This window comes from Pararhodobacter sp., from assembly GCF_034676545.1.
Lineage (GTDB): Bacteria > Pseudomonadota > Alphaproteobacteria > Rhodobacterales > Rhodobacteraceae > Pararhodobacter.
The window spans coordinates 3,442,449-3,456,707 of the sequence record NZ_JAUCBZ010000015.1 but is presented as its reverse complement, the minus strand read 5'-3'; the positions used below and the strand labels follow the sequence as shown (position 1 = coordinate 3,456,707).

Here is a 14,259-nt window from a genome sequence, read left to right as displayed (position 1 = left end):
TAAATGCGCTCAGGTCAAACTGAGTCGACAGCAGCTGCAATAGCGGCGATCGCATAAGGGACATCATGTATCTGGCATCACTTACGATTATCAATTTTCGCCGCATAAAATCTGCAACAATAGAATTCGAGTCTGGGCTAAATATCATTGTCGGCCCGAATAATATCGGGAAGACGGCGGTTGTTGACGCGCTGAGAGCGCTACTCGCCGGAACCGATGACCCCTATCCGCGCTTCAACGTCGATGACGTTCACCTTCCCAAGGGGGGCGCGGCGACGGGTGATATTGTCTTCGACTATGTCTTCAAGGACCTGTCTCTCGACGATGAAGCCGACTTCCTGCATGGGTTAAAGGCTGATGTCGCGGGAAAGGCGGAAGTCATTCTTAGAGTGACCTATGGCGATGCGGATAAAACCGGACGGCTAAGGGCGAGGAAGGTCTGCGGCGTCCACCATGAAATCGCGATGACGGCAACCATGCTGGAAAACCTGCGCAGCGTTTATCTACAGCCGCTGCGCGACGCAGAGCTTGGCCTTCGCCCAAGCCGTTCAAGCCAGCTGTCCCGCTTGCTGCATCTTCTTTCAGATGACGACGGGAAAGAGGAAATCGCCAAGAAACTCGCAAACCTCGACAAGGAAATTAAGGCGCTCAAAGCCATTGTTGAGACACAAGAAGCCATCTCCGGGCGTCACAAAAGCATGCTTGGCGATCAATTAGCCCAGATGCTGGCGGTCGAGTTGAGCGGTTCCGACTTCACGAAGCTGGCTTCTCGCCTATCTTTGCTGGTCGACAGCTTTGAGATCGAACGTAACGGCCTTGGCTACAACAACCTGATTTATATGGCTGTGGTCCTAAGTGAGCTCGCGATGAACGCTGATTCGGCATACCGCAGCTTGATTGTCGAAGAGCCCGAAGCGCATTTGCACCCTCACTTACAGGCTGTGCTCTTACAATACCTGTCAGACATTAAAGTCGAGAAGGGGGAACGGCATGTCCAAGTCTTCGTGACAAGTCATTCTCCAAATTTTGCCAGCATCGCCGATCTGGACGCTGTCGAATGCCTGGTCGAGACGGACGCAGGTGTAGAGGTTTTCCATCCTAGGTCAGTTAGTTTTGGGAAGGGTAAAAAGGAGAAGCTGAAGCGCTACCTTGACGTGACCCGTGCCGAAATCTTTTTCGCGCGCCGCGTCATCTTCGTCGAAGGTGCGGCTGAGCTGTTGATGGTCAATCTGTTGGCAAAAAAGATGGGCTCCGATTTGCGCAATCACGCTGTTAGCCTTATAAGTGTGGAAGGATTGAACTTCGACTCCTTCATGCCGTTGTTCGGTGAGACGACGATCAAGATACCTGTCGCCGTGATCACAGATGCAGATCCAGTCATCGTCGATGCCAAAGGGGATATGCAACCTCATTATCCATCCGCAACGGAGAACATTGCGATTTCAAGCAACACGGCGTTGATGAAGAAAAAAGAAGATAAGTTCCTTAAAGTGTTTCACGGCCAGAAGACCTTTGAGTACGATTTTGCGCTCCACGAAAAAAACAGAACGGCCATGCTGGCAGCCCTCAAGGATATGCATCCTCTGATCGGCGCCGATCTTGAAGCCGAGGTCGCATCGAAGGCGGATGATCGAGCCAAAGCAATAGCGCTTTTCACGGGTATGTTTGAGCGTCCCAAAGGTAAAGCTAATGTTCAAAAGGGTGCTTTTGCGCAGTCGCTCGCAGCGCAGATTGAAGATAACGATCTGGATATAGAAATCCCGGCTTACATCAGAGATGCAGTGCAGCATACGTGTAAGCCATGATCGAACTGTCACCGCAGCAGCGGGAGATTGTTGAGGCGCCTCTCAGACCAATGGCGGTCAGCGCCTGTGCAGGTAGCGGCAAGACCGCGACTGCGGTCCGGCGGCTCGCCGCTATGCGCAGGCGCCTAGACGATCGCCACGGCCACATCGTGCTTTTGTCCTTTTCCAACGTGGCCGTCGACACGTTTTACAAGGACTATAGTACCTTGCTGCAGACTGAGCCCGGCGGCAGCCGCTTAGGCGGCGTCGAGATAGCAACGGTCGATTCATTCATCGCTTCAAATATTATTCGCCCCCACGGGCATCTTGTAATGGGATGCGCCAGAACGCCGTTCCTTGTGCATGGAAGTGAGCCTTTCCTCGCGAACTTCACGGTTTGGGACGGAAAGAGGTCACAACCAACAACCGCGCTTCAGCTCGTTACTGTGACGGGAGTGGGCCTTCAGTTTGAAGTCGGACGGGCGAAGACCGCCATTGATCCGAAAGCAGCCACCGAGGCGATCAGGAAGCTGGCGGGGGTCGGTGCCTACTCGCACGCTCTGGGAAGCTTCTGGGCGCTTAAAGTCCTACGGGCCCAGCCGCTAATTCGGCGCGCGCTGGCGCGCCGGTATCCGCACATCCTTGTTGATGAGGCACAAGACATCGGCAAGTTGCACCAGTTGATCCTTATGGCTTTGCAAGGTGCCGGTGCGCAGGTCTCGCTGAACGGGGACGTCAACCAAGGCATCTACGAGTTCTCTGGCGCGACTGGTGCGTTTCTCAGACAGTATGCGGCTCGTGATGATGTTGATGGACGGATGCTCGAGACCAACTTTCGATCGATCCCAAGTATCGTCGCCATCGCAAACAAACTTTCAGGGCGCAGCGACACGGCCGCGAGGACGACACCGATAACTTTGTCAGGTGCCTACTATTTTGCGTACAACAAGGAGGAGAAAAATAATGCTCTCAACGCTTTTGCGGCGCTGCTAAGTCAGGCAGGCATAGCGGTCAAAGATGCAGCCGTGCTCTGCCGATCAGCTGAATGGGCTGGAGCCTGGGCCGGCGGCGAAGAGGAGCAAGGACAGGGTGTCTTGCGACACTTTGTGGACGCTGCGATCCAGCGAGACAAGTTCGGTCGCTTCGATGAGGCCTTCAAGTATTGCTGCACTGGCGTCGTCGGCCTACTGGATGAAGGTCATAGGTCTTTGCTCTCTGAGCTTATCCGTCGCGGCGGATGTGAGCGGAGTTCCCTGGCGTTGCGAAGGGCGTTGTGGAGGTTCGTGAAAGACCCGGCCAGCGGATTGCCTTCTGCGTCTCTTGTGGCCGACACAGCTTGGCAACCTGCTCTTCTGGCGCGGGCGGGAGCCCTGCTTGCCACGCTTTCGGCGGAACATGGATTGAAGTGTGGCGCCAATTGGAAAGCAAAACTGGCGAGACGGAATATCCTCAACCGCCGCTTATTGGACCGGCAGATTTGGGGATTGAGGATGTGCCAAGGTTCCGCGTCTCCACCGTTCATAAGGTGAAAGGGGAGAGCATAGGGGGCGTCCTCTACATTTGTAACCGTTCGCATCTCGATGAAATGCTTGGTGGGACAGCCACAGAGGTCGGTAAGATCGGCTATGTCGCGCTCACCAGAGCGCGTGATCTATTTGTCTTGGGGGTTCCTGCCACCAACTTAAAAGAGTTTGCTCCCAAGCTTGATGCACTCGGTTTTGCAAAGGCGGGCGGGACGTAGTGCCTTGGAATGAAGGCCAGCGCGAAGATCCTGATTGGCGTCATTAGCTTGGCCAATACTGACGAACGGTTGGTGAGACAGTAAGCCTCCGGGCTGGGCCATGGTCAGGCGGCTTTCAAGTCCCATGGTAGGAACTGCGGCCGCCGAGCCTTCCGGTCAAGGGCCACGCCGCGCAGACTCTTTCTGCCGCGTTGGTCGTCAGGCATATCCGGCATTGCCGTTGGCAGACGTAAGCGGCCCGCATCCATCTCTTCGCATCGTGCTGTCTCTATCCATCGACGGATATCCGCGCAGCGCGCTCCGTCCTATAGTGGTCGCCGATCTCAGAAACCTTCGAGATCTGGAACTCGGCCAGGTCCTCGGTCAGTAGCCGTTGGCGACGATCCAGTCTGCGACCGTGTCAAACAGCCCCTGTGCCGAAGTTGTTGTCGCGGCGATGCCGGCATGCGGCTCAATGGAGTGGTAGCCGGTCATGGCGGCGGCACCTGTGACGAACCCGCTCCTGCGCGCGATCACATTGAGTGTGCGACGATTCTCCTCCCAGTAACTGAGAGCTGGGACATGAATAGAATTCTGGGGCAAGCCGGGATGGATTGACTGGGCCGCTCCGCCGATGGCGAGGTGCGGGTGATGAGAAGTAAGCAGCGTGATGTCGTATAAGCGGGCGACGAATGCCCTCATCTCATCGACACTACCTGGCGCCGCAACATCCTTACACTCGATCGCAACCCTTGGACGTCCGAGCGGACGCCCCCCGGCCGGTTGTGCCCTGAGCGCCTGGCCGACACTGGACGGCACAATCGCTAGATCAATCTCGTGGGTGGCGCCGCTGCGCCCCTCGAACTGGATCCCGTTCCAAAGCTCCCATGTGGGCCGCTGCTGGAAGCGGAAGCCGATGGTGGCAGCGTTGCCGGGTCCCTGCGCGGCGCCAGCGATTCCCGTGGGGGCGCCTCCGCGCTGGATGAAACGGCGATCAGCGTCCCCCGGCAGGATCCGCGTGCCGTCGGAGCGCTGCAGCCATACATCGTAGCTGCGAAGCTGCAGGGCGCGGGCGACACCTCCCATCACGAAAAGCTCGAATGCCCTTCCGGCGCCGCCGGCCATCCGGAGCGTCGCGACGCTTGTTAGTATGGAATTCAATGCAGCCTGGACCTGCGGTATCATAGGATAGCGCCGCCCTGCGCCTCGCGCGACCAACCAGCTAGCGCATTCCTGAGGGACGCTACCCCTTCCTTAGCGACGGCTATCGAGCTGCGATCGACAGGGCGGCCTTCCTCACCGATCAGAACGATCTCAATAGGGGTTCCAGGCCGAGCTTTGGAGAAAGCCGGGTCGTCCTGCCTGAATGTGTTGCCTGAACTTTCGGCGACCGCCTCGATCATCGTAAGCCCTTCGTCGAGATCCGCCAAAGCGCCGTCCAAGCGGTCCGTTACATAGTTCGCAGCCCAAACGATCTGGTCATCGCCGAGAATCGGCCTCGCCAAGACCGGAATGTCCGCTGGCAGGCGGTCGGAAGGTTGCTGTGACCGGACCTTCTCTCGCGCCGCCCGCAGCTGCTCCTCGGACTCCCACGGCTCGCGACCACGGCGGACACCATCTACAATCTCGAAAGCAAGCCAGTCAGCTCCGGCGCCGGCCAGCGTCTCGAGCAGTGGTAGCAGGCGCGGATCCAGAATAGCCATCTAGCAGTCTCCAGTCGGTCTCGTGGACAAGGTCAAGTCCAGGTCAGCTTTTCGATCTTTTTATTGAGCAGGTCGTTGGGAAAGGCACGAATGAGCAGAGATTCGACGTCACTGATCATCTCCTCGACCACTTCATAGGCGCTTACGTAGTGTGCGAGCTCATGCAGCCGCACGTTGATCGGTCGGATCTGTCGTCGCATCTCGTCGGAGTTTCGGAAGTCCTGCCTGCGCTCTGGATGCTGCACACGCAGGATGCTCTGCAGGTGCGGATCGCGGTCACGATTGTACGCAAGATTGATCTCCTTCCAGAGGGTCTGAGCCTTCGTCTTTCCGACATATAATCCGCGGCCCCGGCTGTCGTAGAAAACATAGATGCCCTTCTGGGTCTCGAGCTCCCGCTTGAGGCCCGCGAGATAGGGGTGCTCGTCGTCACCGCGTCCCGCATCGAATATCCGGTAGGTGTCGCCGCTTCCAATATTAGTCCGACGGATTTGAAAGAACTCGACCACCGGACGGATCGCCTCTTCGAGAGTGCGCTGCCGCGATGCCTTCGCAGCGGAGGCGAGCAGTCCCGCCATCTGCCTCGACGTGACCGTCTCGCGAGCCCGCCAATTGGCCAATGTGGTTCCGCTGACACCGAGGTGAATTGCGACCGCCCTGTCTGTTGGAGTGAGATCATCTTCCGTCGCGATTGAACGACGCACCTGCTCAATCAATTCCTCGCCCGTCAAGGCTATCTCTCCCTTAAAAAGGAGAATAAAAATCGGAAAATTCAGTCAAAGGCAAGTAGAAAGGCGGCGACCCATCGCTCGGTCGCCCAGCGAGTTTGTAAGGTTTCGACTTTGCCGAGCCACGACCTCTTTAGCGCTTCCGAAATCACTCCGGCCAAGGGCACCCAGCACTGATCGTATCTGAAGTTCTACAACAGCCGCCGCCCGCATTAGACGCTTGGCGGTACAACAGCAGATCAAGCTTACTTCAACCAGTCGGTGCCAGATGCGGTAGCGGCGAAAATGAGGCGCAAAGCCAATTAACAAACGCCCGCAAATTGCTTAGATCAACCGACCCAACCCTATCATCGGCGCCATCGCCCGATCGCAGACGCAGATATTTCGTATCAGAATGCTGTGTTCATCGTCGAACGACAGCTTCGGGAAATGCTGCCGTGCAGTACCTTCGGGTCTCGAGCGGCAGCTGGAGGCCGTTCCCGATCATAATCCGGCGTTGCCGTGATATTGTCTACATCAACGCCACATCAACCCGCGAATGCACGTTTCGCGCCGGGTTTGCAGCCGACTGCGGGTGAATGACGGCGAATGCGGGGTTGGAACATTTGTGAAATCAAAGGCTTGTTGGGTAATGCGTTGATTTCGTTAACCTATTGCAATTTTTGGATTATAGGCTCATAACCTGAAGGTCGTAGGTTCAAATCCTACCCCCGCAACCAAAAATCCTTCGTAAGATCAAATGCTTAGAACCCGACGTAAACCGTCGGGCTTTCGGCGTTGCAGTTCTTGTCAACGCCTGGTCAACGTTTTGAGAGTCGACCCCGGCGTTGTTGCGTAACTTAGGCCTGTGGCATGATGGCCCCTTTCCCCGTCAGCATCAGGCCACGCGAACGATCTCGGCCGTTCCAAGGGCTGAGAAGCGGTTCATCAGTGCCCTGCGGATCTGGATTTCAGCGGTCTGGCGGTCAGGGTCTCTTGCCGCGATGCGTTCACCGAAGGCCTTCAGGCACCGCATTTTCGCCTCGATGCGGCTGCGGACATGGTATCCCGTCCAGCGCTTCCAGAATGCCCGGCCATAGTGCCGGGTGGCACGCAGGGTTTCGTTTCTGGCGATTGCGGCCGGGCAGTCCGCTTTCCAGGGTCGACCGTTCTTGCGAATCGCAATGATCGCGGTGGCTTGGCGGTCGACGATGGCGGTGTGACAGCGGCGAGTGTCATAGGCACCATCGGCGGTCACGGTCCCGATGTTTTCGTCCTCGGGGATCTGGTTGAGTAGTTCCGGCAGGACCGGACTGTCGCCATCGCTGCTGACGGGATGCGCCGCGTGGATGTCGCCGCTCAGGTCATGGCCGCCAACCCGGATCTGCGGATCCGGATCACTGGCCACACAGACAGTGTGGCCTCGGACGAAGTCAACCTGATCTTGGCGCAGAATCGCGCTCGGAGTTTCCGCCAAGGCTTGATCGACCGCCATGGAATCGACCTGAACCGCCCCGGGTTTACCGGAGGGTGATTTGTTCAACGACTAGGCGACCATATCGAGTGTGTTCAGGTTTGCATAGAACGCCTCCTCTGCTTCTGCGGGCGGGATGTATCCGATAGGGCCGAGTAGGCGGCGGTTGTTATACCAATCGACCCATTTCAGGGTTTCCCATTCAACCTCGCGCATTGATTTCCAAGGCCCGATCTGGTTGATTACCTCCGTTTTGAAGAGGCCGATGACGCACTCGGCCAGTGCGTTGTCATAGGCGTCACCGACTGTCCCGACAGAGAGATCGATCTCCGCCTCGGCTAGGCGTTCGGTGTATTTGATCGACAGATATTGGGATCCTCGATCCGAGTGATGCACCAAGTTCTTGTTATCTGGAGTCTTTCTTTGCCAGATTGCTTGATCCAGCGCATCGAGCACGAACTGCGTCTTCATCGAAGTTGAGGTGCGCCACCCCACGATCCGTCGGGCAAATACATCAATCACGAAGGCAACATAGACCGTCCCCGACCATGTGGGCACGTAAGTGAAGTCTGAAACCCACAGCTTGTTCGGCCGATCTGCCATGAAGAGACGGTTCACCTTGTCATCGGGGCATGGCAGCGATGCGTCAGGGTTGGTTGTGATGACCTTTTTGCCGCGAACCACGCCCCTGAGGTGTAGATTTCCACGCAGAAGTGAGCCGGATAGACGGATAATTTCCACTGAGATTTGAGCCATGTGACCCTTCCCCCAGCGCGATGCGCAACGGGGAGCAGCGGAGTGATACACATGGGACTTTTGAACATTATTCGACGGATGTCTTTGCGGGAGAAGCTATCGATCCGTGAGATTGCGCGTCGCACTGGATTGTCGCGCAATACGATTACAAAATATCTGAATGCGGGCACGATCGAGCCGCAGTTCGCGACACCGGAGCGGCAAAGCAAGCTCGATCCGTTCGCCGAGAAGCTTGCCGGTTGGCTGAAGACGGAGGCGGCCAAGTCGCGCAAGCAGCGGCGAACGCTGAAGCAGCTGCATGCCGATCTGGTGGTGCTTGGCTTTGATGGGTCTTACGGTCGGGTCGCGGCTTTTGCGCGTGACTGGCGGGCAGATCGGCAGCGAGAGCAGCAGGCAACAGGGCGCGGCATCTTCGTGCCGCTGTCGTTTCGTCCGGGCGAGGCATTCCAGTTTGACTGGAGCGAGGATTTTGCCGTTTTGGGCGGCGAGCGCGTCAAGCTACAAGTCGCCCATATCAAGCTGTCGTATAGCCGGGCCTTTCTGGTTCGGGCGTATCTGCTGCAAACGCACGAGATGCTGTTCGACGCTCACTGCCACGGGTTCCGGGTCTTCGGCGGCGTTCCAGGGCGTGGAATTTACGACAATATGCGCACCGCTGTTGACCGCGTCGGTCGTGGGAAGGAGCGGCAGGTCAACATGCGCTTCCTCGCAATGGCCAACCATTACGTGTTCGAGCCAGCGTTCTGCAATCCTGCCGCCGGCTGGGCGAAGGGGCAGATCGAGAAGAATGTGCAGGATGCCAGGCACCGTCTGTGGCAACCCATGCCGGACTTCCCCGATCTCGCGGCCCTGAATGATTGGCTGGAACAGCGCTGTGTGGCGTTGTGGAATGAGATTCCTCATGCAGCACTGCCGGGGAATGTTGCTGACGTCTGGGCCGCAGAACACCCCGTGCTGATGCCATTGCCGCCCGCCTTCGATGGCTTTGTCGAGCATAGCAAACGGGTGTCCCCGACCTGCCTAATCAGCTTCGAGCGCAACCGCTACAGTGTTCCAGCGTCGTTTGCGAACCGGCCTGTGAGCTTGCGGGTTTACCTGCCGTTCAGTGCATCAGGCGGTGCGCTGCTCTTCCATCTGCTCAGCAAACTTTACGAACGCACCAGCGTCGTCATCACCACAAACCTGAGCTTCAGCGAATGGGCCACCGTCTTCGGCGATCCCAAGATGACGACCGCACTCCTCGACCGCCTGACCCATCGTTGCCACATCCTCGAGACCGGCAACGACAGCTTCCGCTTCAAAACCAGTGCAGCCACCGCGGCGCAGAAAAAGAGGGAGGACAATCGCGTATTGACCAAAGCCTGAAACCCGAAACATAACCTAGAGGTGGCTCACTTCTCGATGGAAAACCCGGCTCACTTCCGCGTGGAAATCTACAGGGGTCAAGTTTGCGAGCCGATTGGCTCGTTCGATGATTCGGACCTAACGTCCGCTATTGGCGATGTTGGGTTAATAGTCGACCAGCCAGGTTGAGGGCGCAAAGCGTACGTAGCCAACGACCGTTGCCTAAAAAATGTTCCTTTCCGTAATCGCACTCGCCGCAATCGTCATCTATTGGCAATGTGTCCTGAGCCCAGGTCTGGCGATGGCAGGCCCGCCGAATTACGCGAACACAGTGGTTCTCCGGCGGGTTTGACAGGACGGGACGGTCAGATGGCCCCGTATTTGGACAGGCGTTCCCGCAAAGTTACAAAAGATGCATAGCCTACGGAAATCTCGTGCAAGTCGGTCGCGGTTTGCAGCAAGATCGACGGGAAACCCCGTACACCCAATTGCCGGGCAAGCCGGAAGTCTTGCTGTGTCGCGGCGACTGACTCCGGGCTGGAAAAATGTGTTGGAAACAGCCCCGGATCTATGCCGGTGAGCGTGCAGATGTCGTGATAAAAGGCCACGTCCTTGGGATCTTTACCCTCGACATAGAATTTGTGTTGCACCGCCGAGAAAAACGCCAGTTCACGAAGGCTGGCCTCCTGTCCCTCGCCGAAAAGCGCGCGCGCCGTCACCACGGCACGGCATGCAGGCTCAGTGTCATACGAGAATGTCGAACGTTCCAAAAGGTGAAAGCCAAAGGGCTGGCCGGTTTGCGCTGCGATATGCGTCCATTCCTGCCTGAGAAATCCACGAAATGCCGCGTTCCAGGGATCGCCACCACCGGCCCGCAACCCGCCCATCACAAGGCCAAAGCCCATCCCCTGTTCGGCACAATGTACGGCCAAAGCCTCTATGGCTGGCGACATGCCCCAGCACCACGAGCACATTGGATCCCCGACGTAATAGACTTGCGTCAAATTGTCAGTAGCCGCTTCGGTGCGTGAACTCTGCGCGCCTGGCAAAAGGCAAGCCCCGGACTCCGGGTCACATTCCATGCTCACAGGGTGTTCCTTCACGATCCAGGAGTTGATTGCGGTGCGGTTTTAATGACAGAATTGTATATTCAGCCGATTTGTCGAAGATCGCAAGCAGATTGCCAATGCCATATCAACGCACCCCATCCACGGCTTTATCCATCAATGTGACCAGAACGGTATGTGCGGACCGTCGGGATTTGTGTGAGCCCTCGCGGAGCGGTGTGAAGCGCCGCATTCTTTGTGGCCATGAACATAGCGCCGAACCAATTTGCAAGAGGGTGCACGCGCTGCGCGATTGCCCATAGGGCAGCTGTTGCGCCTCGAGCGTGATTCAGAATGAGGGGGGGAAAACTGACGACCCCGGCATACCACCGACTTGCGTATGGTCACGGTGCAGCGTCGGAAATTGTGCCAAGCAAGGGCGTCAAAACATCGCGAAGCCGCGCGCTTTCATCCAACAGGGTTGCGCTGCGTGTTATCAGCCCCAGTCGATCGAAGTCGGCGATCACTTGTGCTGGTGCGGGTTCATTCTGACGTACTTCATCGATGGCCGGCGTCGCAGGTATCGCGGTTTCCATGGCAGGGGTTTCGCGAGGCGTGAGTTGTGATGCATTGGCGGGCGTGGTGCCGGATGGGTCTGGCCTAGGTGTTGCGGTCACTTGGGTAGTTACAGGGATTGGTGCCGTGGTCGAGCCAAACGCAGCTTGTGTTTGTATTGCCAGTTCCTGAAAGCCGGGCGTTTGCCCCATGACGTGACCTACGAGATCAATGTCATCCGCCGCCGCGTCTCTCTCGGGATCGGAGAGACGCTGAAACTGGTTCCAATCTTGCGCCAGGATCGCAGCACGGCGCGCCTCTCGGTTTGCATCAATCGCCTCGAATTGCTGGGCGGCCGACGCGTTCAGGCCCATCGCCGAGAGCGCTTCTGCCCGGGTCCGTTGCGCCTCTGGTGTTGACAGACCGTCGATTGCCTCGATTGCGCGCTCTGGCTGGTCTTGCGTTACAAATGCGCGACCCAGCAAATCAGCCGACACGTCGTCGCTTGTACCGTGCAGAAGCTCGAGAACAGGTCCCCCCAAACCGAGGTCCAGAAGTCTTCGCGCCAGAACTTGCCGCGTTTCAAGGTCCAGCGACGCGCCTTCCCAATCGTCACGGCCGAGAATACTGCGCATCATGGTGAGTTCATCGGCGTTTTCTGCGACAGACAGCCAAAGCTCATTGCGTAATACGCTGCGTTCGCGTGCAGTTTCGCCATGCTCTGGCCCCCAAGCCTGCAAGCGATCCAGCGTCGAAAATGCATTGGAATAGGCCTGCGCCCGGGTATACAGACGTATCACCGATGCCATGAGGTCGGTGCCGATTGCATTGCTTCGCTCAGTACTGGCCAATGCCTCTGCGTCAGCCAATGCATCCCCGTCCACCAAGTCGCCCTCTTCCAATGCCAGCGACAGACGCGCCTGCACAGAGGCGGGATCTACCCCTTGTGCATGTTGGAGCCTGGCAACTGCATCGGGCGTGTTTCCACGGGCGCGGTCAAGCAAGGCATCCACCAGATCGAGCGCGCGCGCGTCTGTCCACGGCGACCGAAGTGTGCTGCCGGCGACAACCCGAGCGGCGTCAACGGCATCGGCGTCAATGAGAATTGTCGCCAAGTCAGCCCCTAGAATGGTGCGCAGGGTTGCTGGGAACTCCGTAAAAACAAGTGCGATTTCAGCGGATTGTCGCGCTATGTCCGGCAATTGAGCGCCGGCTAGGGCCGCCAAGAGCGATGCCGGCCCGTCACAGGTTATGAATTGTCCCAAACGCATTCTTGAATTTGAGCTTCGGTGTTCCAAGACGTCACTTATTCCAAGAAGGAGATCACGACCGGGAAACGTCCCGGATTCATTCTCAATCAGCGCCCTTGCTTCGGCACCGAAGCCTGACTGAAGATAGAGTTCAATCAGGTCACGGCGCGCCTCTGGATTGGGCTGATCAAATTCACCATAAAGCGCGCGCGTGAGGCGTCCAAATTCGACATCGAAAGGTTCCATGGACGTGGACAATAGAAAGCCCAAAGCGCGCGTGGCTTGGCAGACCTCTGGGGTGGCTTCTGTTGGCGGCGCCTCTGGATTTTGTCGATCAATCACAGTCGCCACCTGCATGTTTTCCGGCAAATTGATAGGAAGGCCAGAATCATTCATCAGAAGTGATGGAAGCGAAGCGGCAGATGTCGTCACTGCCGGCTCAAGAAGTCCTTGGCTTAGCGCTTGTGCGATGGGCATGCCAAGACTGCGGGTTAAGTCTGTTTGAGATGCCTGGGGTGCGATTGTCTGTGCTGTGGTCGTATTGTTCTGCGCGCGAGTATGCGCGTCCGCCAATGCCAAGCCGGCGGCGTGCGCGGTCTGCTGCGGCGTTGAGGCGATTGACGGTCCTGCTGCAGGCACTGGCAACATGGCCGGATCGTCAGCATCCTTGTCACGCAGATCTATCACGATCAACCCGGGGCGTTCCTCCCATGCGAGCGTTTCACAGTCGCAACCAATCGTCAGATTCAATAGCCCAGGTTGGGTTTGTGCCGCGACAAGCCGAGTTCTAGGTATGCGCTCGAAAAGGCGCGACAGATCGAACCGTGCGGTTTCCGGTGAGATTGTGAGTTGATGTTGTGGTGTTTCGGAGTCAAGCGACCAACGCGTCCCGGGCGGTGCCTGGATAACGACCCGCGTAAAGTCTGCGTGCTCTCCTGCAGTGACAGGATAGGTCTGCGAAAAAGCACCGAAGCCAAAGCCGCCTGCCAGGAGCGCGACGGTTAAAAATGTCAGGTAGCGCGGCATCATGCCGCCTCTCTTTTTAAGGCACGCATCGCTTCTTCGAGGTCGGTGTATCCTGGCCGGACATGATGTGGCGCGTTCTGGCGGCCAACCTCGATGCACATATTGGCAGGATGGTTGTGGAGATTGGCGATCAGAACTTCGCGGATAAGTTGATAAAAATGCGCATCGTCTTCGACAACGGATTGCATCTTCGACGCGAACGGGCCGACAAAACCATATGCCAAGAACACCCCCAAGAACGTACCGACCAAGGCACCGCCAATGAGGGCGCCAAGGACCTCGGGCGGTTGATCGATCGCCGCCATGGTCTTGATCACGCCCAAAACAGCCGCAACAATTCCAAGCGCGGGCAATCCGTCTGCCACGGTCTGCATGGCGTGACTGGAGTGCAATGCATGGCTAAGGCTTGCTTCCATGCGCTTGTCGAGCACTTCCTCAACCTGGTTTGGGTCATCGTAGCTCAAGGTCATTGATCTCAGAGTGTCGCAGATGAGTTCTACGGCCTCATGGTCATGCTGAATCCTGGGGTACCGACTAAAGATTTCAGAGCTCTCGGGCGCTTCGATATGTTCCTCAAGAGCAACAGGATTTTGACGTGCCAAACGAATCAATTCAAAAAGCAAGCATAAAAGATCGCGATAGTCGGTCGGCTTCCACGTCGGTCCCTTGAAGACCTTGCCGATGTCTCGCAAGGTTTGCTTTACAGCGGCACCATCGTTGGCGATCAGAAATGCCCCAACGGCGGCCCCGCCAATCATGGTAAGCTCGAACGGGAGCGAGTGGAGAATGATGCCGAATTTCCCGCCAGCAGCGACATATCCGCCAAAAACCATGACGAAGACCACGACTATGCCGATAATGCCAATCATATTATTCTCCGGTTGGAATGTGGAA

At 57.3% G+C, this 14,259-nt stretch carries 10 protein-coding genes and 3 pseudogenes; 5 read left to right on the top strand and 8 right to left on the bottom strand.

From position 1 onward, the window contains the following. Nucleotides 1–65 precede the first annotated feature (65 nt). Nucleotides 66–1,805, top strand: coding sequence for an ATP-dependent endonuclease (locus tag VDQ28_RS20355; protein ID WP_323037674.1), 1,740 nt, complete (start codon nucleotides 66–68; stop codon nucleotides 1,803–1,805). Then, the gene (locus tag VDQ28_RS20350; RefSeq protein ID WP_323037673.1) at nucleotides 1,802–3,313 is read left to right on the top strand and encodes an ATP-dependent helicase; all 1,512 of its coding nucleotides are present in this window, start codon (nucleotides 1,802–1,804) and stop codon (nucleotides 3,311–3,313) included. Before VDQ28_RS20355 ends, VDQ28_RS20350 begins: the two co-directional genes overlap by 4 nt. 575 nt (nucleotides 3,314–3,888) lie before the next feature. On the opposite strand, the gene VDQ28_RS20345 is transcribed toward VDQ28_RS20350, so the two are convergent. The 4 genes and pseudogenes from VDQ28_RS20345 to VDQ28_RS20330 all read right to left on the bottom strand — a co-directional run. After that, nucleotides 3,889–4,689, bottom strand: a complete 801-nt coding sequence (locus VDQ28_RS20345) for a hypothetical protein (RefSeq protein ID WP_323037672.1) — start codon at nucleotides 4,687–4,689, stop codon at nucleotides 3,889–3,891. After that, a complete protein-coding gene (locus tag VDQ28_RS20340; RefSeq protein ID WP_323037671.1) occupies nucleotides 4,686–5,207 on the bottom strand; it encodes a hypothetical protein in 522 nt (173 codons plus the stop codon). The genes VDQ28_RS20345 and VDQ28_RS20340 overlap by 4 nt, the downstream gene beginning before the upstream one ends. A 32-nt stretch (nucleotides 5,208–5,239) precedes the next feature. Then, the gene (locus VDQ28_RS20335) at nucleotides 5,240–5,938 is read right to left on the bottom strand and encodes a hypothetical protein (protein WP_323037670.1); all 699 of its coding nucleotides are present in this window, start codon (nucleotides 5,936–5,938) and stop codon (nucleotides 5,240–5,242) included. 874 nt (nucleotides 5,939–6,812) lie between these two features. Beyond that, nucleotides 6,813–7,274 (bottom strand): annotated as a pseudogene (locus VDQ28_RS20330) (IS5 family transposase); the annotation flags it as partial. Here VDQ28_RS20330 and VDQ28_RS22695 point away from each other — a divergent pair. Further along, a complete protein-coding gene (locus VDQ28_RS22695) occupies nucleotides 7,251–7,448 on the top strand; it encodes an OmpA family protein (RefSeq protein ID WP_416349409.1) in 198 nt (65 codons plus the stop codon). The pseudogene VDQ28_RS20330 and the gene VDQ28_RS22695 sit on opposite strands and share 24 nt — an antisense overlap. A gap of 12 nt (nucleotides 7,449–7,460) precedes the next feature. On the opposite strand, the pseudogene VDQ28_RS20325 reads toward VDQ28_RS22695, so the two are convergent. After that, nucleotides 7,461–8,126, bottom strand: a pseudogene (locus tag VDQ28_RS20325) (IS3 family transposase); the annotation flags it as partial. A gap of 69 nt (nucleotides 8,127–8,195) precedes the next feature. On the opposite strand from VDQ28_RS20325, the pseudogene istA reads away from it, so the two are divergent. Both istA and VDQ28_RS22690 read left to right on the top strand, forming a co-directional pair. Next, nucleotides 8,196–9,278 (top strand): annotated as a pseudogene (istA, locus tag VDQ28_RS20320) (IS21 family transposase); the annotation flags it as partial. After that, nucleotides 9,267–9,509 (top strand): ATP-binding protein, encoded by a 243-nt coding sequence (locus VDQ28_RS22690; RefSeq protein WP_416349436.1) that lies wholly within the window; start codon nucleotides 9,267–9,269, stop codon nucleotides 9,507–9,509. The pseudogene istA and the gene VDQ28_RS22690, both read left to right, overlap by 12 nt. A 344-nt stretch (nucleotides 9,510–9,853) precedes the next feature. Here VDQ28_RS22690 and VDQ28_RS20315 read toward each other — a convergent pair whose 3' ends face one another. From VDQ28_RS20315 to motA, 3 genes are all read right to left on the bottom strand, one after another. Beyond that, nucleotides 9,854–10,441, bottom strand: a complete 588-nt coding sequence (locus tag VDQ28_RS20315) for a hypothetical protein (RefSeq protein ID WP_323037669.1) — start codon at nucleotides 10,439–10,441, stop codon at nucleotides 9,854–9,856. A 497-nt stretch (nucleotides 10,442–10,938) separates the two neighbouring features. Beyond that, on the bottom strand, nucleotides 10,939–13,368 hold the full coding sequence (locus tag VDQ28_RS20310; protein ID WP_323037668.1) for a hypothetical protein: 2,430 nt from the start codon (nucleotides 13,366–13,368) through the stop codon (nucleotides 10,939–10,941). After that, nucleotides 13,365–14,234, bottom strand: a complete 870-nt coding sequence (gene motA / locus VDQ28_RS20305; protein ID WP_323037667.1) for a flagellar motor stator protein MotA — start codon at nucleotides 14,232–14,234, stop codon at nucleotides 13,365–13,367. The genes VDQ28_RS20310 and motA overlap by 4 nt, the downstream gene beginning before the upstream one ends. Nucleotides 14,235–14,259: the final 25 nt, after the last annotated feature.

Coding starts and splice junctions, on each gene's coding strand:
- VDQ28_RS20355 (WP_323037674.1), top strand. CDS start 66: ATGTATCTGGCATCACTTACGATTATCAATTTTCGCCGCATAAAATCT.
- VDQ28_RS22695 (WP_416349409.1), top strand. CDS start 7,251: ATGCGCCGCGTGGATGTCGCCGCTCAGGTCATGGCCGCCAACCCGGAT.
- motA (WP_323037667.1), bottom strand. CDS start 14,234: ATGATTGGCATTATCGGCATAGTCGTGGTCTTCGTCATGGTTTTTGGC.
- VDQ28_RS20345 (WP_323037672.1), bottom strand. CDS start 4,689: ATGATACCGCAGGTCCAGGCTGCATTGAATTCCATACTAACAAGCGTC.
- VDQ28_RS20340 (WP_323037671.1), bottom strand. CDS start 5,207: ATGGCTATTCTGGATCCGCGCCTGCTACCACTGCTCGAGACGCTGGCC.
- VDQ28_RS20350 (WP_323037673.1), top strand. CDS start 1,802: ATGATCGAACTGTCACCGCAGCAGCGGGAGATTGTTGAGGCGCCTCTC.
- VDQ28_RS20310 (WP_323037668.1), bottom strand. CDS start 13,368: ATGATGCCGCGCTACCTGACATTTTTAACCGTCGCGCTCCTGGCAGGC.
- VDQ28_RS20315 (WP_323037669.1), bottom strand. CDS start 10,441: ATGTCGCCAGCCATAGAGGCTTTGGCCGTACATTGTGCCGAACAGGGG.